This is a genomic window from Bacteroidetes Order II. bacterium (assembly GCA_016788705.1).
In the GTDB taxonomy this organism is placed as follows: domain Bacteria; phylum Bacteroidota; class Rhodothermia; order Rhodothermales; family UBA2364; genus UBA2364.
Window position 1 is genome coordinate 1 of record JAEUSQ010000050.1, and the last position, 24,680, is coordinate 24,680.

General features: G+C 47.2%; 19 protein-coding genes. 7 read left to right on the forward strand and 12 right to left on the reverse strand.

Translation table 11 applies throughout. The features are described from left to right. On the forward strand, positions 1-139 hold a 139-nt coding region (locus tag JNN12_12485), incomplete at its 5' end, for a hypothetical protein (protein ID MBL7979151.1). A gap of 103 nt (positions 140-242) precedes the next feature. Here JNN12_12485 and JNN12_12490 read toward each other — a convergent pair. Continuing rightward, entirely contained in the window at positions 243-806 is a 564-nt protein-coding gene (locus JNN12_12490; protein ID MBL7979152.1) for a helix-hairpin-helix domain-containing protein, read from the reverse strand. A 355-nt stretch (positions 807-1,161) separates the two neighbouring features. After that, entirely contained in the window at positions 1,162-1,443 is a 282-nt protein-coding gene (locus tag JNN12_12495) for a helix-turn-helix transcriptional regulator (protein MBL7979153.1), read from the reverse strand. Positions 1,444-1,777: 334 nt separating this feature from the next. Between JNN12_12495 and JNN12_12500 the strand changes: the two genes are divergently transcribed. Together JNN12_12500 and JNN12_12505 are read left to right on the forward strand one after the other, a co-directional pair. Then, positions 1,778-2,182 (forward strand): DoxX family protein, encoded by a 405-nt coding sequence (locus JNN12_12500; protein MBL7979154.1) that lies wholly within the window; start codon positions 1,778-1,780, stop codon positions 2,180-2,182. A 404-nt stretch (positions 2,183-2,586) separates the two neighbouring features. Beyond that, on the forward strand, positions 2,587-3,366 hold the full coding sequence (locus JNN12_12505; GenBank protein MBL7979155.1) for a CPBP family intramembrane metalloprotease: 780 nt from the start codon (positions 2,587-2,589) through the stop codon (positions 3,364-3,366). Here the strand turns inward: JNN12_12505 and recN are convergent. Then, positions 3,363-5,063: a DNA repair protein RecN gene (gene recN, locus JNN12_12510; protein ID MBL7979156.1), complete on the reverse strand. Its 1,701-nt coding sequence runs from the start codon at positions 5,061-5,063 to the stop codon at positions 3,363-3,365. The two genes, JNN12_12505 and recN, sit on opposite strands and share 4 nt — an antisense overlap. Positions 5,064-5,152: 89 nt before the next feature. On the opposite strand from recN, the gene pbpC reads away from it, so the two are divergent. Then, the gene (pbpC, locus tag JNN12_12515; protein ID MBL7979157.1) at positions 5,153-7,756 is read left to right on the forward strand and encodes a penicillin-binding protein 1C; all 2,604 of its coding nucleotides are present in this window, start codon (positions 5,153-5,155) and stop codon (positions 7,754-7,756) included. A 4-nt stretch (positions 7,757-7,760) separates the two neighbouring features. Here pbpC and JNN12_12520 read toward each other — a convergent pair whose 3' ends face one another. After that, on the reverse strand, positions 7,761-10,070 hold the full coding sequence (locus tag JNN12_12520) for a patatin-like phospholipase family protein (protein MBL7979158.1): 2,310 nt from the start codon (positions 10,068-10,070) through the stop codon (positions 7,761-7,763). A 146-nt stretch (positions 10,071-10,216) separates the two neighbouring features. Here JNN12_12520 and JNN12_12525 point away from each other — a divergent pair, with 146 nt between their 5' ends. Continuing rightward, positions 10,217-11,134: a serine hydrolase gene (locus JNN12_12525; GenBank protein MBL7979159.1), complete on the forward strand. Its 918-nt coding sequence runs from the start codon at positions 10,217-10,219 to the stop codon at positions 11,132-11,134. Positions 11,135-11,449: 315 nt separating this feature from the next. After that, positions 11,450-11,644, forward strand: coding sequence for a hypothetical protein (locus tag JNN12_12530; protein MBL7979160.1), 195 nt, complete (start codon positions 11,450-11,452; stop codon positions 11,642-11,644). 90 nt (positions 11,645-11,734) lie between these two features. Here the strand turns inward: JNN12_12530 and dnaB are convergent, their stop codons facing one another. From dnaB to JNN12_12570, 8 genes are all read right to left on the reverse strand, one after another. Beyond that, positions 11,735-13,288: a replicative DNA helicase gene (dnaB, locus tag JNN12_12535; GenBank protein MBL7979161.1), complete on the reverse strand. Its 1,554-nt coding sequence runs from the start codon at positions 13,286-13,288 to the stop codon at positions 11,735-11,737. 5 nt (positions 13,289-13,293) lie between these two features. Then, entirely contained in the window at positions 13,294-14,016 is a 723-nt protein-coding gene (locus JNN12_12540; GenBank protein ID MBL7979162.1) for a hypothetical protein, read from the reverse strand. Between the two features lie 114 nt (positions 14,017-14,130). Then, positions 14,131-15,336: a bifunctional phosphopantothenoylcysteine decarboxylase/phosphopantothenate--cysteine ligase CoaBC gene (gene coaBC / locus JNN12_12545; GenBank protein MBL7979163.1), complete on the reverse strand. Its 1,206-nt coding sequence runs from the start codon at positions 15,334-15,336 to the stop codon at positions 14,131-14,133. A 99-nt stretch (positions 15,337-15,435) separates the two neighbouring features. Beyond that, complete coding sequence (locus JNN12_12550; GenBank protein MBL7979164.1) at positions 15,436-15,741, reverse strand: DNA-directed RNA polymerase subunit omega; 306 nt, start codon at positions 15,739-15,741, stop codon at positions 15,436-15,438. A 129-nt stretch (positions 15,742-15,870) separates the two neighbouring features. Next, positions 15,871-17,685, reverse strand: coding sequence for a hypothetical protein (locus JNN12_12555; protein MBL7979165.1), 1,815 nt, complete (start codon positions 17,683-17,685; stop codon positions 15,871-15,873). A 136-nt stretch (positions 17,686-17,821) separates the two neighbouring features. Beyond that, positions 17,822-20,176, reverse strand: a complete 2,355-nt coding sequence (locus tag JNN12_12560; protein MBL7979166.1) for a hypothetical protein — start codon at positions 20,174-20,176, stop codon at positions 17,822-17,824. 61 nt (positions 20,177-20,237) lie between these two features. Continuing rightward, positions 20,238-21,533, reverse strand: a complete 1,296-nt coding sequence (locus JNN12_12565; GenBank protein MBL7979167.1) for a hypothetical protein — start codon at positions 21,531-21,533, stop codon at positions 20,238-20,240. Between the two features lie 147 nt (positions 21,534-21,680). Beyond that, the gene (locus JNN12_12570) at positions 21,681-22,997 is read right to left on the reverse strand and encodes a hypothetical protein (GenBank protein ID MBL7979168.1); all 1,317 of its coding nucleotides are present in this window, start codon (positions 22,995-22,997) and stop codon (positions 21,681-21,683) included. Positions 22,998-23,461: 464 nt separating this feature from the next. Here JNN12_12570 and JNN12_12575 point away from each other — a divergent pair, with 464 nt between their 5' ends. Beyond that, positions 23,462-24,676 (forward strand): N-acetylmuramoyl-L-alanine amidase, encoded by a 1,215-nt coding sequence (locus JNN12_12575; GenBank protein ID MBL7979169.1) that lies wholly within the window; start codon positions 23,462-23,464, stop codon positions 24,674-24,676. The last annotated feature ends 4 nt before the right edge of the window (positions 24,677-24,680 follow it).

Here is a 24,680-nt window from a genome sequence, read left to right on the forward strand (position 1 = left end):
AGATATGCTTCCAGCAAGCCTGAACTTTGTCAGTGCGACCACTGCCACTGGTTCTTACGACAATGCCTCTGGCCTCTGGTCGCTCGGCAATATCGCCCCGGGAACCTATACCCTGACCATTAATGTGATGGTGAACTAAAAGTGCTCCGGTATTTTTTGTTTAGTTTATAAGACAAGACAAAGAGAGGCTGCTTCGTTCAACAAAGCAGCCTTTTGAGGTATAAAGAGACCGTACGCTTTCTTTACAGCGTCAAATAGGGCTTCATTTCGGCAAACTTCTTTTCGCCAATGCCTTTCACATCCATGATCTGCGAGATTTCCGTAAACTTCTTGATACTGGCGCGATAACTCACAATTTTCTGCGCCGTCGCTGGCCCAACGCCGGGCAAGGTCTCCAATTCTGCCAGACTTGCTGTATTTAGGCTGATCGGACGACGAGGTGGCATCTTTTTCTCTGATTTTTTCTTGGGGGCTTTAAGAACTTCCTCCATTGGAAGAAGCGGTACATCTTGCACCACGGGCACAGGGGTCTCCAAAGAATCTTTTGGTGCTGGTATGATGGGCGAGGCCAATACGGACGCGCTACTATCCGAAGGACTGACTGTCTTTGGAGCAACAACCTGCGGCACCATTGACAAACGGGCAGAGGTAGTCATTACTTTTTTTTCCGAGGGTGCATCGGTTGACCAAGACTTGAAAAGGTCAATTCCGTATCCTAGGGTAAATAATCCAACCAAAGTGGCCAATGCCAGTGCTTCGTATTGGGTTATACCCATTTTTGACTGAAGTTTGTAAATCCATCGCATGACGTTAAAGGGTTAAGTTCTCTGATGCCACATAGACAATCCAACTCATTAAAACATAACCTATTAAGATATATTTTTTACCATGAAAAAAGTCAGCCTTCTGTGCCAAAGACTGACTTTCCCACCTTTAAGTTAACAAGCAGTATTCAATAGGAGTTGTTGGTATGAGACATGATGCACTCGATAGACACCAACAACTTGACAGATATAACCTCTTACCTTTAAAAAAGGGGCCTTGCATTTTTTGGAATTGAGGAGAATCGGCAACCAGGTTTTAGGGCAATACCATCGGAATACACTTTCTAAGTCATAAGCCCCATTCATAGAAAAAGTGTCTTGCCTATTTTATCAGACATTAAGTTGCTTCTCCATAAGGAGCCACAACAGGAACGTTTTGGTAATTTTCTTGCCCCCAGCGATGTAGCTCAATAATAATGGGCAATAGACTTAAGCCTTTAGACGTAAGGGAATACTCCACTATTGGGGGTATTGTTGTAAATGCTTTTCTTGTAATAATCCCATAATGTTCCAGTTTCTTAAGCTCTTTTGATAGCATACGAGTATTGATGCCTTCTATAGAACGCTCTATCTGAGAAAACCGTTTCTTGTCTTCAAATAGAGAGTGTATAATTCGCAAAGATCATTTGCCTCCTATAATGTCCAATACTGTTTTGAGGATACTACATTCTTTTTCAGTTTGTTTTTTATTTTCCATAACCTATTGTTTTTTAATTACAATTAACATCATGTATTATACAAATTTGTAACTACTTGTAAATGTAAAGTAATTACACTACCTTTTCAACCGCGTTTAATGAATGAATAGCAAGACGTTTATCAGAAAATCCGAAAAAACGACCTGCACATGACCTTCTAACGCCTATCAAGGAAGAAAGGCTACATCCCTAACAGATGATCCCGAGAAGAAAAAGGCTATACAAACGATAACCCATAACCCATTCAACAACAAAATGACCGAACAAAAAAACTCAAAAGCACTCCACACCACCCTATGGGTTGTCCAAGGGCTATTGGCCGCCGCATTTGGTATGGCAGGTTTTATGAAAATGACCGCCCCCATTGCGCAATTGGCAGCGAACGGTATGACATTCGTCAATCAATTTAGTATTGAAATGGTGCGCTTTATTGGCGTAGCAGAAGTACTTGGGGCCATTGGTCTAATACTTCCTGCTGCGCTACGTATCAAACCAGTCTTAACGCCGCTTGCGGCAGTTGGAGTTGCCATCATTATGGTATTGGCAGCTATCCAGCACATCACAAGTAACGAACCAATATTCGCCAATATCGTATTGTTCGCATTGGCAGTATTTGTGGCTTGGGGCAGGTTTGTAAAAGTGCCCATTCAAGCAAAATAATTCAGGCTTATTCCCATAAATATGACCCGTTGGTGCGACACCAAAATCACGGCAACGGGTTTTGGGTATATTATTTATAAAGCAATGCCCAATGGGTAATTCAAGACCACTAAAGGTGGATACCCAAGCGCAGTTGAAAGCAATCTCTCAGCAGGCATCCCACACGGGTGAGGCAAAACCCCACTTTTAGGCAACAAAAAAGTCAGCCTTCTGTGCCAAAGGCTGACTTACCCACCATTATGTTGACAAGCAGTATTGAGAGAGGTGTATGAATGGAGAAATGATACAGCCTTAAGACACCAGCATAACCACAAGCATAACCTCACTTTTGAAAAAAAACAGGGATCAGGTGATTTTTTCTTTGGACTTGCTAAATTGAGCGCAAAACACAACCCTATTGCACCATGATATCAGAAATTAAAACAGAGTTGGGCCGCGCATGGCGGGTCTATAAAACCTTAGACACCCAAACCGTGGTCGTGCTCACCGTGAGCGTTGCACTTATCATGATTCAAATCAATTTTGGCGGGCGTTTATTTTTTCTCCGCACCTTCGGCCCTTGGGTCCCATCTGAATGGCAAGGCATCGCAGAGTGGGCATGGTGGTTTGGTACACAAGGCTTTACGGGCTTTGTGATTCCAGTGTTGATCCTAAAATTAGGCTTTCGGCAATCTTGGGCAGCGATGGGACTTGGCTTGGGCGATTGGAAGTTGGCCTCAACGTTGGCCTTGGCCTACATCCCCTTGGTGGTTATTGGCACATGGATCCTCTCCAATGGTGCCGATTTTCAATCCAATTATCCACATTACCCCGAAGCCGCACGAAATTGGGGCATATTTTTTTTATACGAGGCACTTTTTTTGTTTTACTGGATGGGATGGGAGTATTTGTGGCGCGGCTTCGTACAGTTTGGAACGGCACGCACATTGGGTTACTGGGCCATTTTTGTGCAAATGATTCCGTTTGCGATCTTACATGCCGACAAACCGCTTGCCGAAGCGTTCCTTTCTATTCTCGGTGGTGTAGCACTTGGGGCATTATGCTGGCGCACCCGGTCTTTCTGGATTGCCGTACCCATTCATGCCGCACAAATGTTCATCTTAGACTTGTGGTGTACCCTACGCATCAGGACAGGCGCAGCGGGTATCGGCTGGCAAGCCTTAGAAACCGCTTTGGGATTTTAGACCTGTTTTAGCAAGGCACGCGCACTCTCCAGTGCAGCTTCCGTAATTTCATCGCCCGAAAACATTGCAGCAATCGTTCGGATCCGGTCTTCCACCGAAAGCAATCGAATCTGGGAGCGGGTGCGTTCTCCCGCCACTAATTTCTCGACCACATAATGGCTATGCCCTTGCGCTGCAATCTGGGGCAAGTGGGTAATAGCGATAATTTGGTGATATTCTCCCAGACTTCTCATGGCTTCACCCACTTTTCCGGCAATCCGCCCCGAAATCCCAGTGTCAATTTCGTCGAAAACCAGAATTGGCAAACGTTCATTTTTTGCCAGAATGGTTTTAAGGGCCAGCATAATCCGACTAATCTCCCCGCCAGAGGCCGTCTTGGCAAGTGGTCGCGGGGTTTCTCCAAGGTTTGTCGAGATATAAAACGCTACTTCGTCCACCCCATTGGGTAAAGCGGCAAATCGCTTGCCTGTTGTCTGGTCGCGAATCCACCCTTTCGCATCGGCTTGTACTCCAAATTGAACCTGAAAGGCCGCATGGACAATGCCCAATTCACGGAGTTCACGTACAATCGCTTCTTCGATGTGTAAGGCTGCTTCTTTGCGTTTGGCCGAAAGCCTAAGGGCTGTTTGGGCCAATCTTTGCGCCAATTCGATCACTTGTTTGTCTGCACGGGCAATGGCCCCTTCAAAATCTGCCGCCAACTCAAATTGTGCCCCTATTTTTTCGCGAAAGGCGATGACTTCTTCGATTGTTTCGCCATATTTACGCTTCAAGTTCAGAAATTCACCCAGACGATTCCGGATTTCCAAGAGCCGCTCCGGATCGAAAGCCACCCGTGCATGATAGTCTTGCAAAAATTTCGTTAACTCGGCAATTAATACTTCGGCAGATCGGAGGTCTGCCAACGGCTCTTGGAGTCGTTGATCAATTGTGGCCAGTTCGGCAAATACGCTTCGGGCACGAACCAAACGGTCATAAACAGCTTCTTCGGACTCATAGAGCATTTGAACCAGGTCACCTGATCCAGCGAAGCGTTTTTCGGCATTTTCCAACAGTTTCGCCTCCGCCTCCAATGTGGCTTCTTCACCGGGTTTAGGCGAGACTTCGTCTATTTCTTTTATTTGATACGCATATAGTTCTTGCTTTTGCTTCAGGTCTTTCTCCCGTGCAATGAGTTGACGGCGTGCTTTTACGGCCCCCTCCATCTCTCGATAAATCATTTGATATTCCGCACGCAGTTCACCAAGACCCGCATAGTTGTCTAAGACCTCGATGTGTGTTTCGGTACGTAAAAGAGATTGATGTTCATGTTGGCCGTGCAGGTCTATCACACTTTCTGCCACTTGCCGCATCAGTTGCATGGTAGCGGGGCTATCATTGATAAACCCCCGACTGCTGGAGGAGCCTATTTCCCGACGTAGGATTAGGGTATCGTCGTATTCATACCCATGATCAAACAAAACCTCACGAATTTTGGGGGCATGTGGCGCATCAAATACACCTTCCAAAACAGCTTTATGTGCACCACTCCGGATGACATCGGTTGAGGCACGTTCGCCCAAAATTAGTTTGAGCGCACCCACTAGGATAGATTTACCGGCACCCGTCTCACCTGTAATGATGTTAAGGCCATTTTCGAACGTTATTTCGAGCCGATCTATGAGCGTATAATCGCGAATGCTTAACGAACGGAGCATGGAAGCGGGAATCGTATGTGTGTAAAATATGTTGGAAGCTACAAAACGACCATTCAAAAATCAAAATAGCATACAAATTTTTATCGTACTTGCCTCGTTTAGCAGGAGTAAGGCTAATTTGCAACCTGCATCCTGCTTGGGGTATATTCTATGGCCTCTATTTTATTTCGCCCTTCGACATGTGGAACAATACCCAACCGCAACTATGGATCTCCAACATCAAAGCCTTATTATTGCTTTGGTGGAAGCCTATGCAGCAATTTTGGCGCAAATACCTGCCGCCCATCTTCCTACACCCCATCGTCCCTCACGTGGCCAAAAGGCTCCCCTTTCTCATGTTTGGAGGGATGTGGCTCTATATCCTCTGGCCGTTGCCTTCAGACTTTGCCCCACAAGCACAAAGCCGGAGTGTACGCATTACCGACCGGAATGAACAGCTTTTGTATGAATATCGCCCTGAAGGAAGCAGCCTATCCGTAGAACTGCACGAAGTTCCACCTAAAGTGATCCGTGCATTATTGGCCACTGAAGACCGACGCTTTTTTCAGCATTCCGGGGTGGACATGACCGCCATGGCACAAGCCCTCTGGCAGAACATTAAAAAAAGAGGCATCAGCCGGGGCGGGTCCACCATCACCATGCAAGTAAGTCGGATGCTCCGAGATGCACCCCGTCGTGGTTTTGCCCGCTGGTGGGCAAAGGGAATGGAAGTATTGTTGGCTTGGCGCTTGGAACTTCATTTGTCCAAACCAGAAATTCTGACCATGTGGCTCAATAAAGCCCCCTTCGGAAATCGGGTTTTCGGGATAGAATCTGCCGCCAAATTTTATTTCGGAAAACGAGCACGGGACTTAAACCTGGCAGAAGGTGCATTTTTGGTTGGCCTACCACAAAGCCCTTCTGCATATAACCCATTTAGTCAGCCGGAACGGGCAAAACGGCGACAAGAACAAGTTTTGTCTGCGCTCGTAGCCGTTGGTGGGATTGCTCCCGACCAAAAGTATTCCCTAATCATTCGCCCGCTCGCTCTTGCAAAACCAGAACAGGTTTTTAGGGCTCCTCATCTTGTAAACCGTTTAATACAAGAACTGCCCTTAGGCACTGGGAAATGGAAAACCCTAAAAACAACCCTCGACCTTCGCCTACAACATAGCCTCGAACGCATTATTCAGGGCCACATGCGAAGGATCGGACAATCGAATGTGAGCAATGCTGCTGCAGTGGTGTTGGATAACCGGACGGGGGAGGTATTGGCCTATGTAGGCAGCGTGGATTTTTGGGAAGAACGCCTTGGTGGACAAAATGACGGTGTACAGGCCCTCAGACAACCAGGTAGCGCCCTTAAACCTTTTACCTATGCCCGTGCCTTGGCTTCACGTAAATATACCCCTTCTACCATCTTGCCTGATTTACCCACCCAGATTTTGGAAGTAGGCGGTGCATTCTCCCCAGAAAACTATGATAAACAATTCCATGGCCCCGTTCCACTTCGTCAGGCATTGGCCAGCAGCTACAACATTCCTGCAGTCCGAATGGCACGGGAAATTGAGCCTACGGTTTTGCTGAACAGTTTTCGGAAAGCAGGTCTTTTTTCCCTTCGCAAACCTGCGGAATTCTATGGCGTTGGACTGACCTTGGGCAATGGCGAAGTCACCTTGCTTGAACTCGCGCGGGCATATGCAGGCATCGCGCGTGGTGGCTTACTGCCCGGTATTTCATTTGTCCGCGATGAACAAGCACAATTAAAATATGCAAACCAACCTTACGCTCATACAGCACCCAATGGTATCTCGCCACAAGTAGCCTCTCTGATTACCCATATCCTTGCCGATCCGGAGGCACGCGCACCAGCGTTCGGACGCGGCAATGTCCTTGAACTGCCTTTTCCTATGGCTGCCAAAACCGGAACCTCCAAAGACTACCGCGATAACTGGGTCGTGGGTTATACCCCCATTCATACCGTCGCCGTTTGGGTAGGCAACTTTGATGGAAGCCCCATGCAATACGTTTCCGGCATATCGGGCGCAGGGCCCATTTTGCATGATATGATGATGGTATTAGGGCCAGGAGGAGACTTCTCGGTTCCCCACGCCATCGAGGAGGCCGTCGTTTGTCCAGCCAGCGGAAAACGACCCGGCGCCTTTTGCCCAACCATTAAAAAGGAAGTCTTCTTTCTCGGAACCATCCCTAAAGATACCTGTACCGTTCACCAGTCTATCAAAATCAATATAGAAACAGGAGAACTGGCAGACCACCAAACCCACTCGGCCCTCGTCCGCGAAGAACTGTTTACGGTATATCCACCCGAATACCAAGCTTGGATGCTTGAGAACGGGCTGCGACTGCCACCGCGAAATACCGAAATAAACCTTCCAACAACTTCACAAAATTGGTCTTATACCAATTTATTGCAAGTGCAGTATCCTGCATCTGGAACGGTTTTCCTGTTAGACCCCGTCCTCCGGCGTGAATACCAACGCATACGGCTACGAAGTGTGGTGAGCGATGCTTTCTACAACCTCCGCTGGGTCATAAACAATGTAGTACTGCACAGTGATTATCGCTATACCGACTGGCCGCTTGCTCCAGGTGTTCACCACATTGCCCTACAAGGACAAACCAAAGAAGGCCGGTTTATGCGTAGTGCGCCCGCACGAATTGTTGTACATCCACCAGGAAAAGAGGCCAATTAATACACTAAAATACATGCCCCACACTTAGCACTGGGCGTATAGACCTAAAGTCCGTCAAAAGTCCCACACGCACAGGGCCAATCCGGTCTAAAGTATAGCCGGAGACAATACCGGATCCTAACCTGATAGGCGCTTCCGCGTCAAAAAAAGAACCCGAAGAAAGGTGACCCACGCTAAATAATACACCAACACTTGCTTGACGATAGAGGCGATAGTTTAAGCCAATCGTTCCACTTTTCAAAAAATCACCCCAATAAGCCTGATCAGAATGGCCGACTAAGGGGGCATGATGGTTCCGGAATAAATAATTTCGGGTAAAACCACCCATATAAAATCGCTGATACAAAGGCGCTGCGGCGCCCCATGTTACCCCAACCTGAAAATCGCTTGTGACATGAACACGCGGGACAGGTAAATACAAGCCCGATTGGTTGTACCACCCTTGAAAAAAAGACTTCTCGCCGTTCTGATCTGGGGAAAGTCCCCACAAAACGCCCCACTCTATGTTATGAAACCCCCGTTCCCGCTCCTCTTCTGGCCGAAGGGCGGATTTAAACACGGTGCCGATGCTTAGACCGCCCCAGTGTTGCTCTTGCCCAAATCGTCCGCCGATTACCCGACTGCGCTCAAAATAGGTGGCCCAATGTGCTTTCATGTTCAATTGAATCCGGCTCCCCAAAGACACCTTTATACCACCTTCTTGTAGGACCTCGATGACTTCCTGCGCTTCTGTGGGCTTGCCAATTTCGGAAGGAAACATTAAAAGATTGTCCGAAAATTGCGACATATAAGACCATTCGGTAACTGGATTACCCGCTACCATCACAGATGGAACGAATTGTAGATACCAGTTTTTGCTTAGTACCCCCCGTAATTCCAATCTTGCTGGTACGCTTTGCAACATACCATCCAAGCGCAATCCCGCCATCAAAACAGGACCACTGGGTTGGTCAAACCGCGCACCAAGGCCCAATAAACTATTATTCCGGCGTATCGCCTCCAACGTTAAGGTGGGGAGGCTGTCTTGTTTCACAAAGCGATAGCCAACCTGTTGAAATTGGCCCGAAGACATCACACGATCTATCCCATCAGATAGGGCCTGCATGGTAAACCCCTCCTGATCTTGGATACGAAAATGAAACCGCACCAAGTCTTCTAAAATGCGGGTACTGGGAACTTGCGGCAAGCGCTGCAAGATTTTTTCCCGAATAAAGGTAGGTTCCCGCGATTCATTCAACACCGAAACCACAATCTTTTGCACCTGAAGATGGTCATCGTAGATGGGGAGAGCATAGGCGCGGGGTTGTGGAGATAAACCAAGTGAATCCCGCAAGGCCATTAATTCATTGCGCAGATTCTCTGTGGCTGCCCGACCGCGCGCAATAAATACAGATGGATCGCTAAAAGAGAAGGCACCAAATCCTGTTACATCTGGGCGAATCAAGACGGTCGCCAACCTACGGTCTTCCTCAATGGACTTTTCCATCCAAAACCCAATGGATTGGTTGATGAGATCCGAAAAGTTACGCACATAAGACATGGGTTGCGGCTGCCACCCCACATCCACCGCAATCACGACATCGGCACCCATATCAAATGCCTCTTTTACAGGCAGATTCCGGGCTACCCCTCCGTCAAAATAATAACGTCCCTCCATTTCTACAGGGGAAAAAACCCCCGGAATGGCCATACTCGCACGAATACTTTGATGCAAATTGCCGCGTGTAAAGAGCTTGGCCGCCCCATTCTCGACATCTGTCCCTGTACAGACAAACGGTGTCGGGAGCTTCATAAAGTCTTGTAAAGAATCCGCTCGGACCAGCAAGCGGCTAAGCAACATGTCTAATCGCTGGCTGGAAAGCAACCCATTTGGGGTCGTGCTCCGTTTACCCAAAGGAAACGTAAGTGCAAAAGCATCATGTTCCGAAACAGCCGCCTCAGCCACATCCCGCGCCGAAAAACCTGTCAACCCTGTTAACAATTCCCCCCATTTTTGGGTCACCGCAATATGGGCGAGGCTATCGGGTGCATAACCCAACGCATACAAGCCCCCCACAACAGCCCCCATACTGGTACCGACCACTAAGTCCACCGGAATCCGCAGTTTTTCCAGAACTTGCAACACCCCAACATGGGCAATCCCTTTTGCACCCCCCCCGCTAAGTACCAATGCAACCATCGGACGCTGCAAACGAAGTGTATCCCCTCGGCTAATAGAGGCTTGGATAAGGGAAGGGACCTCTTGAACAGGGTCTTGTGCCCAACTGCCCGCTATCGGAAACAAAAAAACAAAGAACCATAAAAAAGTACGCACGCCTGTACCCATTGCATTATCCCATTTGTATTTTGTATTTTAAGTCTTTATGGAAATGTTTCCGTTTTCCTAAACAACCTGTTAATCTCTTCCGCAGCTCTGTCGGCACATTGGAAATAGGTTTGTCACAATATAAATACAACTCCGTGACTGCTTTTGCCCAACGACCACATTACTTTTTATGGTGTACGATTGGTATGTTCCTCTTAAACGGCTGTACGGCACCACAACAGAACCGAATACAGAAGATCGAAACCTTGAAGGCCGATCTTTTACAACTCATTGCTGAATACCCCAATGCAACCGTCGGGGTTTCTGTCGTGGACTGGGCAAACAAACAATCCATGAACATAAACGGCGATGTGCGGATGCACGCCGCCAGCACCATGAAAATCCCAGTAATGATTGAGGTTTTTCGTCAAACAGCAACCAAAAAACTACGGCTCAAGGACTCCTTGATGGTCAAAAATGAGTTCCGGTCTATTGTAGATGATACACACTTTTCCATCAGTGATGACTCCGATGATCAGACTTATAGAGAATTAGGCAAAAAAAAGAGTTATTATGATCTTGTTTTTCAAATGATTACAGTTTCATCCAATATAGCCACCAACATTCTCATAGATGCCTTAGGAGCGCAAAACGTTCAACAAACCATTGAACGGCTCGGTACCACACAAATGCAGGTACGACGTGGGGTAGAAGACACGAAGGCATATGAACGCGGTCTGAACAACGAAGCCACCGCCAACGACCTTGCGCTTCTTCTCGCCCGAATTGCACAAGGCAAAGCCGTTGGACAAGATGAAGATCGTGCAATGATTGACATTATGATGGCGCAACGATTCAACGAAATGATTCCGAAAGGCGTCCCTGATGGGGTAAAAGTAGCCCACAAAACAGGAGAAATCACGGCCCATCGGCATGATGCAGCCATTGTCTATCCCGAAAAAGGGCCACCTTATACCTTGGTAATCCTGATAAAAGGAATTGAAGATTCTGAAAAAGCGTATCAGTTAGGGATCAAGATCAGCCAAAAGGTGTATCTTATCCTTAGGGCCTAAAAGTCTATATAATTGGAACCAGTTCCCAGTATGACAATGCTTATCATGATCCATCCAATATGATCTCAAGTGTTCCGGCTCTCTTTTGAAGGGCTTGGACTTCCAACAAGGAATCTTCGGATGATCTTTTTAAATTCTCTGCCTCTTTTGCTATAACTCCTGTATCAGCAAACCGAGTATGTGCCTGAGCCTTCGCCCCCCGGCTAAGGCCAATACCTGCACCGACCGTGACGATCAACAGACCGCTCAAAAAAATAGAAAACGTAACCATATCCTATATTTTTCGGGTTCGCCCCTTTAATGTGAAAAAACATCATGAAAACCTCTTCTCTTTCTCCAACTCGCTCTCGCCGTAGGCAACGCAGCCGCAACCGATTCAAAGAAAAACCTTTAGAAATCCGTCCGACGACTATCCCGATTAATCACCGACGGGCTAAATGGGGTATCGGTATAGGAATGGCATTATTAGCGCTCGTAGCTCTTATGGCCCTAATTCAAGCCATCGGCTAAGCGGTTGCCCACAAACCCCACTCACAAGCACCTGCACCATTATGTGTAGGTGCTTTTTGCCTTATAAGACTCTTGGTCGCTCCTTTGTATTTAGAAAGGGGCATCAAATTGCGAGGGGGGTAAATACGCATCAAAGCCATCTCCTCCCGGCGCTGGCGGCACATACTCATCCGGATTGTAATAGTGGGCTAAGTTTTCGAAACGGGCAAATCGGTCCACAAAGGCTAATTTCGCGGTCCCAATGGGGCCATTCCGTTGTTTACTAACCAAAATTTCGGCCAAGCCTTCCGTAGATTGCCCACTCTCGTCCACCGCAATCCCATACTTTTCCGGACGATAAATAAAGAGCACCATATCAGCATCTTGTTCAATAGATCCAGATTCCCGCAAGTCCGATAATTGTGGTTTTTTATCCCCCCCACGTGTTTCTACAGCACGAGAAAGCTGAGACAACGCAATGACTGGTATATTCAATTCCTTTGCCAAAATTTTCATAGACCGGGAAATCTGAGCAATTTCTTGTTCCCGACTATTAGCGCCTTTCCCACCATGCATCAATTGAAGATAATCCACCACTACCAGACCGATATTATGCTCTGCTTTTAACCGACGGCATTTGGCACGCAACTCCAAAACCCCCAATCCGGGCGTATCATCAATAAATATTGGGGCCTCCGAAAGACGTCCCGCCGCACGGGGCAATTCCATCCAAGCTTCTTCCGAAAGTTTACCCATACGTGCAGATTGGGCGTCTATGCGTGCTTCGGCAGTAAGTAAACGTGTTGCCAACTGCGCAGCACTCATTTCCAAAGAAAAAATGGCTACAGGAATTGGATTTCGGGGATTCAGTGCGGCATTACGAATTAAACTCAGGGCAAAAGCAGTTTTCCCCATCGAAGGACGCGCCGCCACAATGATCAGGTCGGAGTTTTGCCAACCACTGGTCATCGCATCTAAGGCACTAAAGCCAGAGGGGACTCCCGTAATACCACCTTCTTGCCCATGAATAGCCTCTAAATGCTCCATCACTTTTCTAACCACAACATTCATGGGCTGTGCAGCATTCCGAAGTTGATTTTGAGAAATCTGGAAAATGGATTGTTCGGCGCTGTCCATCAACTCGAAGGCATCCGTGGATGGATCGTATGCTTTTTGAATAACCCCTGTCATGGTTTCAATCATCTGCCGCAACAACGACTTTTCCGCCACAATACGGGCATGATACCCCACATTCGCAGCCGAAGCCACTCGCGTAGAAAGTTCGGAAATATAATACGCCCCCCCTACCACTTCGAGGTGTCCAAGCCTTCTCAATTCTTCTGTGAGGGTAATCAAATCTACTGGAACATTACGCTCAAAAAGTCCAGCAATTGCCTTAAAAATAAAGCGATGACGCGGATCATAAAAACTCTTTTCCTCTAAGAGTTCGATGGCTTCTGGAATCGCTTCCGATTCTATCAGCATGGCCCCCAGAACAGACTGTTCTACTTCCGGTGCCTGAGGTGGAACACGTCCATCCTGCAATGCAGGTTCTTTGGGAAAAGACTTGGCTTCACGCACGGGCTCTTTGTTAGATGCACCCAAGTCTTGCTGCAAGTGCGGCAAACTCACCCAAGATTGTTCCGGTATATAAGATGGCTCCATGATGGTTACTTGGTGTTTTGTACGTCCAGAAATTGACGAATGGTTTTAAGGTCCTCCCAAGCTGCACGCTTGAGTGCTGGGTCGGTCATCAACTGAGCGGTAGAATGAATGACCCGCACCCGAATGCCCATAAAGTCAAACCACTTGCCATACAGGGCTGTAACAGAGGCTTGTTTTTGCCCACTCATCATCCGTCCTGTAAGGCTTCCCATACACACCAATACGTGTGGTTGGAACAACCCGATTTCTTTACAGAGCATGAGTTTATCCGTTGTTTGGTCTAACCCACTTTTTCGGAGTGCCGTCCGATACACCTCCTTCGGGCTTAATTGGATGGCTGCCATCATCTTCCACAGCAAGGCATCCGCTGCCGCATGGTGCAACATTGTTTCATCTTCTATTACCATGACCGATACTGGATGTACGACCTGCGAAGCAACACCTAGCATCTCATGATCTGCCATATAGCGATACCAACTTGGAATGTCTTTGACACGGCTTAAAGCATGTGCGGCAGGTATCAGGTCTTCAATTTTTCTCCAAGGCGTTTCGCGCGGTGTTGATGGCAAATGATTACGGGTCTCTTGTACAGGCGAAGATACCGCTACATCCAGTTGGGCGTCTTCTGGCAAATTTGTTATTGGAGCACGAAGTATCCAAGCGCCATATACCGCTTCTTGGTATGCTAAAACCTGTTTGATCTGGGATAGAAGTTCTGTTGCAGACATAAAGGTGGTGGCTTAATGAGTCTCAAGCTACAACATCTTGTATAAAACCCCAATGTTTCTTTATACACAAGTTTTCTACAAGGGTAAGTGGAAAACCAAACCTCGAAAGAACCTTTAGCGCCGACCCAAAAAAGGCACTAAAAACCGAAGAATTCCTGTGGCAATTGATTGTTTATCTGCCAAGGGCAACTCATGACGCTGCCCATCTCTTCCAAGAATCACAACCTGATTGGTCTCCGTTCCAAACCCGGCTCCCGGAACCGAAAGGTCATTAACGACAATAAAGTCTAAGTTCTTACGCAAAAGTTTACTTTCCGCATGGGTTTCGGCATCGTTGGTTTCCAAAGCAAACCCCACCAATACCTGTTCTGGTCGTTTTTTTAGCCCCGCGTTGTACAGTACATCAGGCGTTTTCCGAAGGGTAATATTGAGGTCTTCGTCCTTTTTTTTGATTTTTTGTACGGCAACGGCGGCAGGTGCATAATCTGCAACGGCGGCGGCGGCCACCATAAAGGTTGCTACCGGTAGATGTGCTTGAACGGCCTGATTCATTTGCTCTGCCGAGGTAACTTCCACAACCTTCATGCCTGTGGGTCTTGGTAACGAGACTGGACCTGTTACCAACGTAACTTCCGCGCCCCAATCCCGCGCTGTTCGCGCCAAAGCATAACCCATGGTTCCCGTAGAATGATTGGAGATATAGCGCACCGGATCTATCGGTTCGCGGGTTGGGCCAGCAGTTAGAAGCAAATGCTCTCCCGCAAGTGGTTTGTCGGGGTGAAGAAAGGTCTGGATCGCTTCCAGGATATGCCTCGGTTCAGGCAAACGTCCTTTTCCGACCAACCCACTCGCCAATGCCCCATGTTCTGGCTCTATAACGGTATAACCATATCCCCGTAGAATTTCCAAATTTCTACGGGTAGCCGGATGTTCATACATGTCGTGATCCATCGCCGGACATACCATAACGGGGCATCTTGCCGCCAACGCCGTGGCCGTTAGCATTGAATCACAAAATCCATGCGCTAATTTTGCAATGGTTTGTGCAGTTGCAGGCGCAATCACCAAAAGGTCTGCCGAAAGGCCCAACGTAATGTGCTTTGTCCAAGAACCCGCTTCGTTTTCTGGAAATACCGTTGTTAAAACTTCCGACTCTGCAAGGGTTCCTAAGGTAAGTGGAGAAACAAAACGGGTGGCATCGGAGGTCATCAACACCTGAACGCGGGCGCCAACTTTCCGAAGCAGACGCACCAATTCCGCAGATTTATAGGCAGCAATACTGCCTGTTACGCCCAATAAAATAAACGACTCTTGAAGCATAGCGAACATGATGAACAAAAAAACCTCCCTTATAGGCAAGCCGAGGTTAAGTTGGACGGCTTACACAAAAAGGAAGGTGCCACATTCCAAAAAGAACGATCAAAGGTCAGCGGGATCTGGTTCCGCATATCGGTACGCCAGTTTTCTCGCAACCAATTCGTCTAAAGCCAATTCCGTAGGCTTCGGCGCACGCTCATATTCTAACGAGATACCCACCTGCTGATCGTTCATTCGGCGGTCTTCCGGATCACGATCGAAACCATCGAAGTACGAAAGCCGATCAGTCATTTCTGAACGAACCTCTGCCGAAATTTGGCGGGCACGCTTTGCGGTTACACAAACCGCTTCGTAAATATTATCGTATTGGGAACCCAAAAGATCCACATCCAAAGTCTTGATAGCCATATGAGTTGGGTTAAATCTACCGTTGATTAAATCTGGCCGTAGCTTGATTATTATCATGACCAGCGAACTGAACAGATTTTATACCCACTTTTTACTTACCTGTTCCACGAAAAAAGAAACATTTTTTAATTATTCCTGAACTTCGACAATCCGAATACCCCAGCCTGCAGGAGAATCCGGTGAGCCAAATGAGAAGTCTCCAAAAGCATGTGACCCATTGCTTTGATAGTGTACCCGATAAGTGCCTGCTTTAAGGATCACTTTTCCATCAAAAAGGCGATTGCGGTTATCCCCACCAGCAGGGACGGTTTCGTTCATCCGCATTTCCCATACTTTTCGCCCGTCTGCATCCTCAATCCAGCCATAGTCTCGCCAGCGTCCGGCTTCGTTTTCTCCAAGTGCGATAATCCGGAGTACATTACGGCTCTCCATCAATTCAAGAGATTCGCTCACCGCCTCTTGATTTCCGATTCGAATCAGGTTTACCAAAACCCGTTCATTTTCACCAAGAGCACCATTTTTAGGGCGTAAACTGCCACGCACATCTTCAATGGCATCCCTTGCGCCATCCAGAACATCCTTAATCACCTCGTCCAACCCACCACGACCTACGGGTTCTTCTGCACTAAAGACGGCATCCGAAGCGAGCGCATATATGGAAACACCCCATCGTTCTTTGTTTTCCGGAGGATCCACATTCCACTTATTGTAGGAGTGTGAGCCATCACTTTTAAATCGAAGTTGGTAAACCCCTGCATCCAAGGTAATAAAAGCATCCTCTTGTCGGTTTTTTGGATTCCCTCCGGCATCTCTGGCCTTGCTAATATCGGGTTCCCAAACAATAACACCCGCTTCGTTTTCCAACCAGCCTTTATCAAAAATCTCACCATCGGTGTATTCACCCATTGTGTGTATATAAACACCGGTTTTTTGTTGAAGCGAGAATCGCTGCACCAGATCGGCATCATCACCAGGACGCAAAATACCCGCAATCAGAGGACGATCAAAGGGGCGCAATTCGCCAATATTGGCCTCATAACCAGATACAGCCCGCATACGCACTCCCCAAGCGGTTGGGTTTAGTGGCGGATTATCTTCCCATCCAGTATAATGATGCGTCATGTCGGACTCAAACAGCACCTGATAGATACCAGGTTGTAGCCAGATTTCACCCTCAAATAACCGGTTACGTAAACTCCCTCCTGCGTGCTTGGTATTTTCATAGCTCATTTTCCAAACCAACTCCCCATTATCCAACTTAGCAATTTTCGCAAAATCCGTAAACCGACCTACATAGTCGCCCATCGCCAAAACGTGGATACGACTTGGGGCTTTCACCTCGAAGTTAAATCGCTCATTTTTAAAACCCGTTTGACGCTGGAGATTCACAATATCCGAACGATGGGATGTTTCCTCGCGGTACTCCATCAACCGCACATCTACGGCCTGCTCTTTACGAATGGTCTTAATGGCCATGTACCAACGCTCTGCCTCCGAAAACCAAGCGCGATCGTCATCACCCGTAAGTTTGGCCCACAAAGTACGTTCACCAGCAGGAACTTGACTGTCGCCATAAGACGAATAATAGACCGAATAAACCCCTTTTGGAAGGGTAAAGGTAGATACGGTTCTGCCCAATTGCCCTTGTTCCAGTTTGGTATTTTGCGGCGTCATCTGCCAAACCACCGAATGATCGAGTTGGTTAACAATCCAACCATACGTTGCCAATACGCCGGGTTTTTCAAACGAACCCCTCGCATCAACCTGTACTTCAACGGGGCGTGCAACTTCGACGGTTTGGTGGTACAATTGACCTTTAGGGATGTTGGTCCAGACCAGAAATCCTTCTTTGTCTGTCGTTCCAACCAGACTCCGAATAACAACTCCAACACCCAAAAGGGCTAAAACAACCAATAAAATCCGGTTTATACGGTTCCTGTTCATAATCTTATCGGAAAAGAAAAAAGTTTGATGTCTCCCCCTACGTTGTATGCAGCAAGAAAGTTTTATCTATATCTTTTTTTTTCAAAAAACAAAGCCCCAATGGAATCCAAAGGGGCTTTGCACCAAAATAGAGGACTTATTTTTTATCGCTAGTCGTAACCCGTATTTTCTTGGACCGACAAATATCCACGCCCATTTTCTCATAGGTTGCCTCAAGTCCAACGGCGCGAATATCAAAAACACATTCTCCGTTAAACTTAGACAGGTTTACCTGTCCATTGGCGCCCATTGCAGCATCGGCATCTTTGGCATTATAGACTTCAGTAAATTTTGCCGTTCCCTTAGGCCGTACCCGAACCGTCATGAGGGCATCTCCATTGGTTGCATTCTCGAACGTCACTCGGCCATAATCGAATGCCCCACTGGGAACAGGCGGCGGCGGAACAGGGTTACTATTGTTGTTTTCCACGGTTGGACGACTTTCGGTGAGCGTAAAACGAACATTCGCATTCCGACATAAGTCCACATTATTCATGCGGGTAATTTCAGACCGAGTATCATCCAAACGGGTTCCACGTAGATCGAACTCACAATTCCCTCGTTTTAGGCCAGGAATCCTCAACGAACCGGATTCGCCATCCTGAAAAGTATAAAGGTCGCTGCCTGCATTTTCCAGAAGGTCTTCGCTCCACTCCTGAGTTCCGGCAGGACGAACTTGAAGGTAGAAAATAGTTTCGCCCGTAGCGTTGCTTACGTTTATAGGGTCGCCATCCACCTGAATAGGTTCTTCTTCTGGCTCAGGCGCAGGATCTCCGCCATCGTCCTCTGGTGCAGGCGTGACGCCCGGATCCAACGTGAGGGTAATATTCGTATTTAGACATAAATCTACGTTGTTTTTTGTGCTCAAAACTTGACTTTCATCCAAACGAGTGGCCTTCAGGTCAAAACGGCAATTTCCGGCACGCAGCCCCGGAATCTTCAATGATCCCGTTTCTTGATCCTGAAACGTGTAGAGATCGTCGCCAGCATTGGCCAGTAAATCACCACTCCACGTACCAGACCCGGCAGGCCGTACATACAAATAAAAGATGGTTTCTCCCACCTGATTGGTCAAGGTTATCGGATCCCCCTCTTCGTCTAGTTCCGACGGCTCATCTGGCGCAGAAGGCGTCACCCCATCTGCAAGCGTAAACGTGATGGCATTGTTCCGGCACAAGTCCACTTTGTTTTTTACGGTTAAGACTTCCGACTCATTCAACCGCGTTCCCTTAAAGTCAAACTTGCAATTCCCCTGGCCCAGCCCTGGAATCATCAGTGCGCCGGATTCTTCATGCTGGAACGTATAAAGCGTCTCTCCAGCATTTTCTAAAAGGTCTTGCCCCCAGTCTTCGCTTCCGGATGGCCGGGCAAACAAGTAAAAGATGGTTTCTCCCACCTGATTGGTCACCGTGATTTCTTGGCCGGTGGTTGCTGCCGGTGTTTCCCGGACCACTTCCTCAACCAGAGGGGTTTTGCGGGTAGTGAGTTTGGGTGTTTTACCAGTTTTATTAAACGTGACGGTTTCGTTTGCGCACAAGTCCACATTTGAGTACGTTTTAATTTCGCCACGGTCGCTGAGTCCTTTTACCTTAAGATCAAAAACACAGTTGGTTGTGGATAGAAGTGGCAAGCGTAACACATGACTCGATCCATCCGAGATCGTATTTGTCACCCCATCAAGGTCTAAAAGATCAGCACCCCAGTCAGGGTCTCCTTTTGCGCGGGCATACACATAAAAGATGGTCTCACCCAATTTGTTTTCCAGGGTGAACGTGGGTCCGTTTTGCATGGTTCCGTCATCCTGATTCAGATCAGAATCACTGATTACAAACGTGTCGTCTTCGCAAAGATCCCTCTTTTCCCATACAAACAACGTTTTCTCTTCCAGATCAGTCCCTTTTATATCAAAATAGCAACCGCCTTTCAAAGAGAGGAAAACTTTTTCGGTTTCATTACCTGAAATAACCTGACCAGCCCCCATCGAATCCTGCCCCCACTCACTCTCCCCTTTGGGGCGCAGGTATAAGTAGAAAATAGACTTATCCGTTTCGTTTTGAAACGTAATGGCCTTCTTATCTCCTCCAGCCTCGTCTCCTTCGTCGGATTCTATACGCGTTTCAGGGGTAAATGTCACTGTTTTGTTTCGGCAAATATTTTGGTTTTCCACTTGCCATATAGTGGACCCTGCCAAATCGGTTGCACGAAAGGTGAATACACATTTGGCATTAGTTGCCTCGGAAATATTGACGGTAAGCGAGGCCTCGTTTTCCAGCACTTGGTCCGAGGCCATTAGGTCTTCACTCCATTCATTGGCGCCTTGTGCCTGATAACGCAGGTAGAAAATGGTTTCACTGGTTTTGTTTACCAAAACGGCTGGTTTGGCTGCCCAAAGTGGGGCAGCCAAACAGGCCAGCAGCAGAAACCCAATGGTGTGGGTCTTAAGAAATTTCATAGGGTTATGATAGCTAACAAGAAAATATTTGAAGAAGTATAGATCAAGCAAGCGTCTTGTCTTAGCGGAAGGTAACATTGGGATTTCGGCACAAGTCCACATTGTTCAATGTTTTTAGCACCTTGCTTTTATCCAATGCAGTGGCCTTAAAGTCAAATTTACACGCGCTACGACTAAAGCCCGGAATAGACAAAGAACCTGTTTCTTTATCTTGGAAGGTATAGAGCACTTCCCCGGCAGTTGCCAACAAGTCCTCTCCCCAATCACTGGTACCGGATTTACGGGCGTAAAGATAAAAAATGGTCTCGCCTATATTATTGGTCACCTTTACCTCTTGACCACCATTATTGGCATTGTTTTTGGGGACCAATTCTATATCGTTCATGGTACAGAGGTCAACATTTCGGGCATCTACCAAAATTTTGTTTTCATCAAGTGCCGTGGCTTTAATATCAAATTTACAATTATTGCGGCTTAAGTTTGGAATGCGGAGTTGTCCACGCTCTCCATCCTGAAACGTATAAAGTTCTTGTCCAGCAGTCTTTAACAAGTCGCTCCCCCAATCACTCGTTCCACTTTTGCGAAAATACAGGTAAAAAACCGTTTCACCCAATTTATTGGCAATGTTAATAGTACCTGTAACCGCAGAACCAGTATTGCCCTGATTGGTATTGCCCCCTTGCCCTGTATTACTTGTTTTTCTGAATGTAACGGATGGATTGTTGCAGAGGTCCACATTATTAACAAGGGAAAGGATTTTCGATTCGTCTAAAGCTGTTGCCTTAAAGTCGAACCGACAAGTACCATTCCCCAAACCAGGGATCACAAGGTTACCAGTTTCATCATCTTGAAAGGTGTAAAGATCCGAACCAGCACCGGCCAAAAGATCACCACTCCAAGAAGACGTACCCGCCGGGCGAACAAAAAGGTAAAAAATGGTCTCTCCGACGGTGTTAGTAACCTGAATACTGCTCCCACTGTTTTCTGATACCACATCTTGTTCTGGTGCGCTGTCGTATTCAACAAAATTATCCTCATCGAAGGTAAAAACCCGGGTTTTACACACATCTGCATTTTCGATAACCCACTCCAATCCAATTTCTTCATACGATGCCGACCCAATATCGAACAGACAATTATCAGGTCCTGCGTCTGGAATGGTAATCTTGATTTGTTCACCGTCTTCAAGTGCATCTGATTTCAAAAGCGTTTCGCTCCAGTCTCCCACCCCAGCTTTACGGAAAACCACCTCATTCAAGGTGTATCCCGTATTATTTTTGATGGTTACGGTACGGGCGGGGAAAGGATTTGCTGCCGTCAGGTTAAAACCCATAAGCAACAAGAGAAGGGTCATCATGTTTTTCATTTCATTATTGTGGGTTGAAGTTGTAGAATAGCGGGTGAGGTGCAATACATGAAGTCTGATATAAAATACTTTGCCATAACGACTTTTGGTGCAGAGATGTTGTACGGATTTCTAAACCTGTACAGCATTCAGGTTTTTTTATTTTAATAAAAGGGTTTTGTTTGCACATAAGTCCACACGCTGTATCCGGAGTATTTCCCGGTCTTCGAGGTCTAAGCCGCGGACATCATACAAACAGACCCGGTGATAAAGTTCCGGCACCAAAATCTCCACTTTTTCCCGTGGAGACAAGGCATTGTCTTCTTGCAAACGGTCGCCCCCCCAATCCCCATCTTCGTTATCATGTTGCCGAATATGGAGATAAAATATGGTCTGGCGTAAACGATTCTCCATTTCCACTTTGTGCATAACTTGGTCATCAGCAGCATCGACGCCCTCGACCTCCTCCACCTCCGAATCATCTTGCATCTCGTCGGTAAACTCAATTTCTTTCTGGGTACAAAGATCAATATCGCGCATAACCCACGCCCTATTTCCTTCCAAATTTGTGGCCTTCAGATCAAATCGGCAGGCTGTAGGAGCCAATTCGGGAACCCTCACCGTTGTGGACACTCCGGAGGCAATCGTGCCTCCTTCCCCCAAAAGATCATTTCCCCAAAAACCCTCTTTCCCGGAAACACGCGCAAAAAGATAAAACACCGTTTCGGAAAGTCCATTTTTCACCCCAACCGAGCGACCCTCCATTTCCATTTCTATCATGGGCAACGGATCCAAAAAATCTTTCCCCATCTCATCCAGTGTAATTACAATTTCATTTTTTTCGCATAAATTTTGGTTCCCCACGCGATAAACATCGCCCTCTTCATCTAATGCACGGATAGAAAATACACATCCCTGTTCCCCAGACAAGTCTATGATTCGGTCACGGTCTGTATTCATCGTCTCGTCTCCCAATCGGTCGAGGCCCCATGCCTCCACATCATCCGAGATATACACTTCTTCTAACGTAAAACCTGTCCGATTTAGCAGCGTCACTTTTCCAGGATTTTCTTTTATTTCATCAATCGGTGTTGGTGTGATCATTACTTCGACCATAGGCTGACTCCCCAGACCTTTTTCATGCTGCTGGTTGATCTCCAACTCCGGCTCCACGCATACGTCTATTTCCCAAAGTTGAAAGATTTTGCCTTGCCCACTTTCTGCCAAAACATCAACCAAGCAGGCTGTATTGGGCAGTTTTAACACGAGCGTAACAGATTTTCCTTTCAGGAGTCGCCCACTACGGAGTTGATTCTCGCCCCATGCAGCATCTGGTACAGATACATAAACGGCAGTCAAATCGTTACCAGTGGCATTAAGAAGGGTTAAAGACTTGTCTGATACAGTCCCTTGGCCTTTAACAGCAACGGCAGTTGAGGCCCATAACAATATTTGGAACAAAAATCGTGCTTTCATTGGAAGTTTTTTTTGCCACTCTGTGGTTTCCGGGCAGGAACATAGGCAGAGTCAAACACGGGATCCTTAAGAGGTGGCGTCTTAGCGGCTCATTATGGTCTAATTTGTGAATAATAAGGATAACCATTTCACAAGTAAAGCCTTCTTTCAAGGATTCTTCAAGCGACAGGGAACAAGTTTTCGGTCATAGGTTGGATTTATTGTTGTTTTGGAGCGATTTGTGTACGATATTAAGGCCCAAATTGGGCAAAGGTTTTGTTTACTCGCGAGGGACACCCCCTACTGGCAAGGTGCGTTTAAACGGAAACCCATCCCACGGCGTCATGGGCAAAACCGTCCATGACGCTTTTTTTATGGCTTCAATCAGAATTGACACAGGTTCTGTTTGGGATGCCACAACTGTATGTAGTATAATACACTTTCGTTTTGGGCCTTTTAGCTTCATTATTCTTATTCCGCACGTTATGAGTCGCCTTATCTGGGTCGTTCTTGTTTTGAAGGCTTGCCTAATTTCCGCAAACGCCCAAAACCATGTCACCGCTTTACCACACGAAAGTGAAGGCATTATGGGGATGCTCCGCCGTTTTGAGCTTCCTGTTACCCCGCAAATGGTGGCACAATTCCGTAGGCTCAATAACCTTAAACCCAACGAAGGGGTAAAAATAGATCAAACCTACCGAATGCCCATACGGCGCTACCGCTATAACCAGAAAAGCATTCGGACAACCCTCGGAATCTCGGACTACAACCGTGCACAACGCATTGCAGACTACAACAACCGAATGACCGCAAAAGGCGTTCGGGAAGACGACTTCCTCACCTCGCTGGCCCTTTGGGTACCAGACCACGAGGCCAAGAACATCCACCCTGCCACCATAGAACCCGAAGTTCGGCTTCCGCAAACACCTTCACACCTTCAGGGAAAAACAGCCACTTGGCCCATTTTTGGCAGTAAATATGCCACCATTACCCGCCAAGATACCAAACTTGCCGGACGTGTTTATTACATAGACGCAGGCCATGGTGGTCCAGACCCAGGCGCTGTTTATAAGGTAGAAGGCTTCTCCATGCAGGAAGACGAGTACGCCTACGATATAGCCCTTCGACTATCCCGCAACTTATTACGACATGGTGCAAAAGTATATCTGATTGTCCAAGATCCTAATGATGGGATTCGTGAAGGTACTCGCCTACTGCCAGATAAACACGAGGTCTTTTGGGGGAATGTAGAAATGGTCACCAACTTTGTAGATCGGCTTCGGCAACGATCTGGCATTGTAAACGCCCTCTTCGACCAAAACCCGCAAGCAACGGCGCATCGTCTCTTGTCTATTCATGTAGATTCGCGTTCGCTGAAAGACGTACCCAACCCAATGGATCCACACTTCTCCTATTATTCAGGAAGCGACGATGGTGCCCGCTTGTCTCGGATTCTTTTTGACACCATGAAACCTTTCTATACGACAGAAGGACGCTCCTACTCCGGATCTATACAAACACGGGATCAACTGCACATGCTTTTATACCCCAAACCCGTAGCCATTCTGGTCGAAACCGCAAACATTCAGCACCCCGCAGACCAAGCAAGACTCATGAAGGCATCTTACCGCCAAGCCCTTGCGGACCGCCTTACCGCCGGACTTCTACTTGAGGCCAAAGCCAGCACTACCGGAAAGTAAAAGA

Coding starts and splice junctions, on each gene's coding strand:
- coaBC (MBL7979163.1), bottom strand. CDS start 15,336: ATGCTTCAAGAGTCGTTTATTTTATTGGGCGTAACAGGCAGTATTGCT.
- JNN12_12490 (MBL7979152.1), bottom strand. CDS start 806: ATGCGATGGATTTACAAACTTCAGTCAAAAATGGGTATAACCCAATAC.
- JNN12_12555 (MBL7979165.1), bottom strand. CDS start 17,685: ATGAACAGGAACCGTATAAACCGGATTTTATTGGTTGTTTTAGCCCTT.
- JNN12_12500 (MBL7979154.1), top strand. CDS start 1,778: ATGACCGAACAAAAAAACTCAAAAGCACTCCACACCACCCTATGGGTT.
- JNN12_12550 (MBL7979164.1), bottom strand. CDS start 15,741: ATGGCTATCAAGACTTTGGATGTGGATCTTTTGGGTTCCCAATACGAT.
- JNN12_12505 (MBL7979155.1), top strand. CDS start 2,587: ATGATATCAGAAATTAAAACAGAGTTGGGCCGCGCATGGCGGGTCTAT.
- dnaB (MBL7979161.1), bottom strand. CDS start 13,288: ATGGAGCCATCTTATATACCGGAACAATCTTGGGTGAGTTTGCCGCAC.
- JNN12_12570 (MBL7979168.1), bottom strand. CDS start 22,997: ATGAAAGCACGATTTTTGTTCCAAATATTGTTATGGGCCTCAACTGCC.
- JNN12_12540 (MBL7979162.1), bottom strand. CDS start 14,016: ATGTCTGCAACAGAACTTCTATCCCAGATCAAACAGGTTTTAGCATAC.
- JNN12_12565 (MBL7979167.1), bottom strand. CDS start 21,533: ATGATGACCCTTCTCTTGTTGCTTATGGGTTTTAACCTGACGGCAGCA.
- recN (MBL7979156.1), bottom strand. CDS start 5,063: ATGCTCCGTTCGTTAAGCATTCGCGATTATACGCTCATAGATCGGCTC.
- JNN12_12575 (MBL7979169.1), top strand. CDS start 23,462: ATGAGTCGCCTTATCTGGGTCGTTCTTGTTTTGAAGGCTTGCCTAATT.
- JNN12_12560 (MBL7979166.1), bottom strand. CDS start 20,176: ATGAAATTTCTTAAGACCCACACCATTGGGTTTCTGCTGCTGGCCTGT.
- JNN12_12530 (MBL7979160.1), top strand. CDS start 11,450: ATGAAAACCTCTTCTCTTTCTCCAACTCGCTCTCGCCGTAGGCAACGC.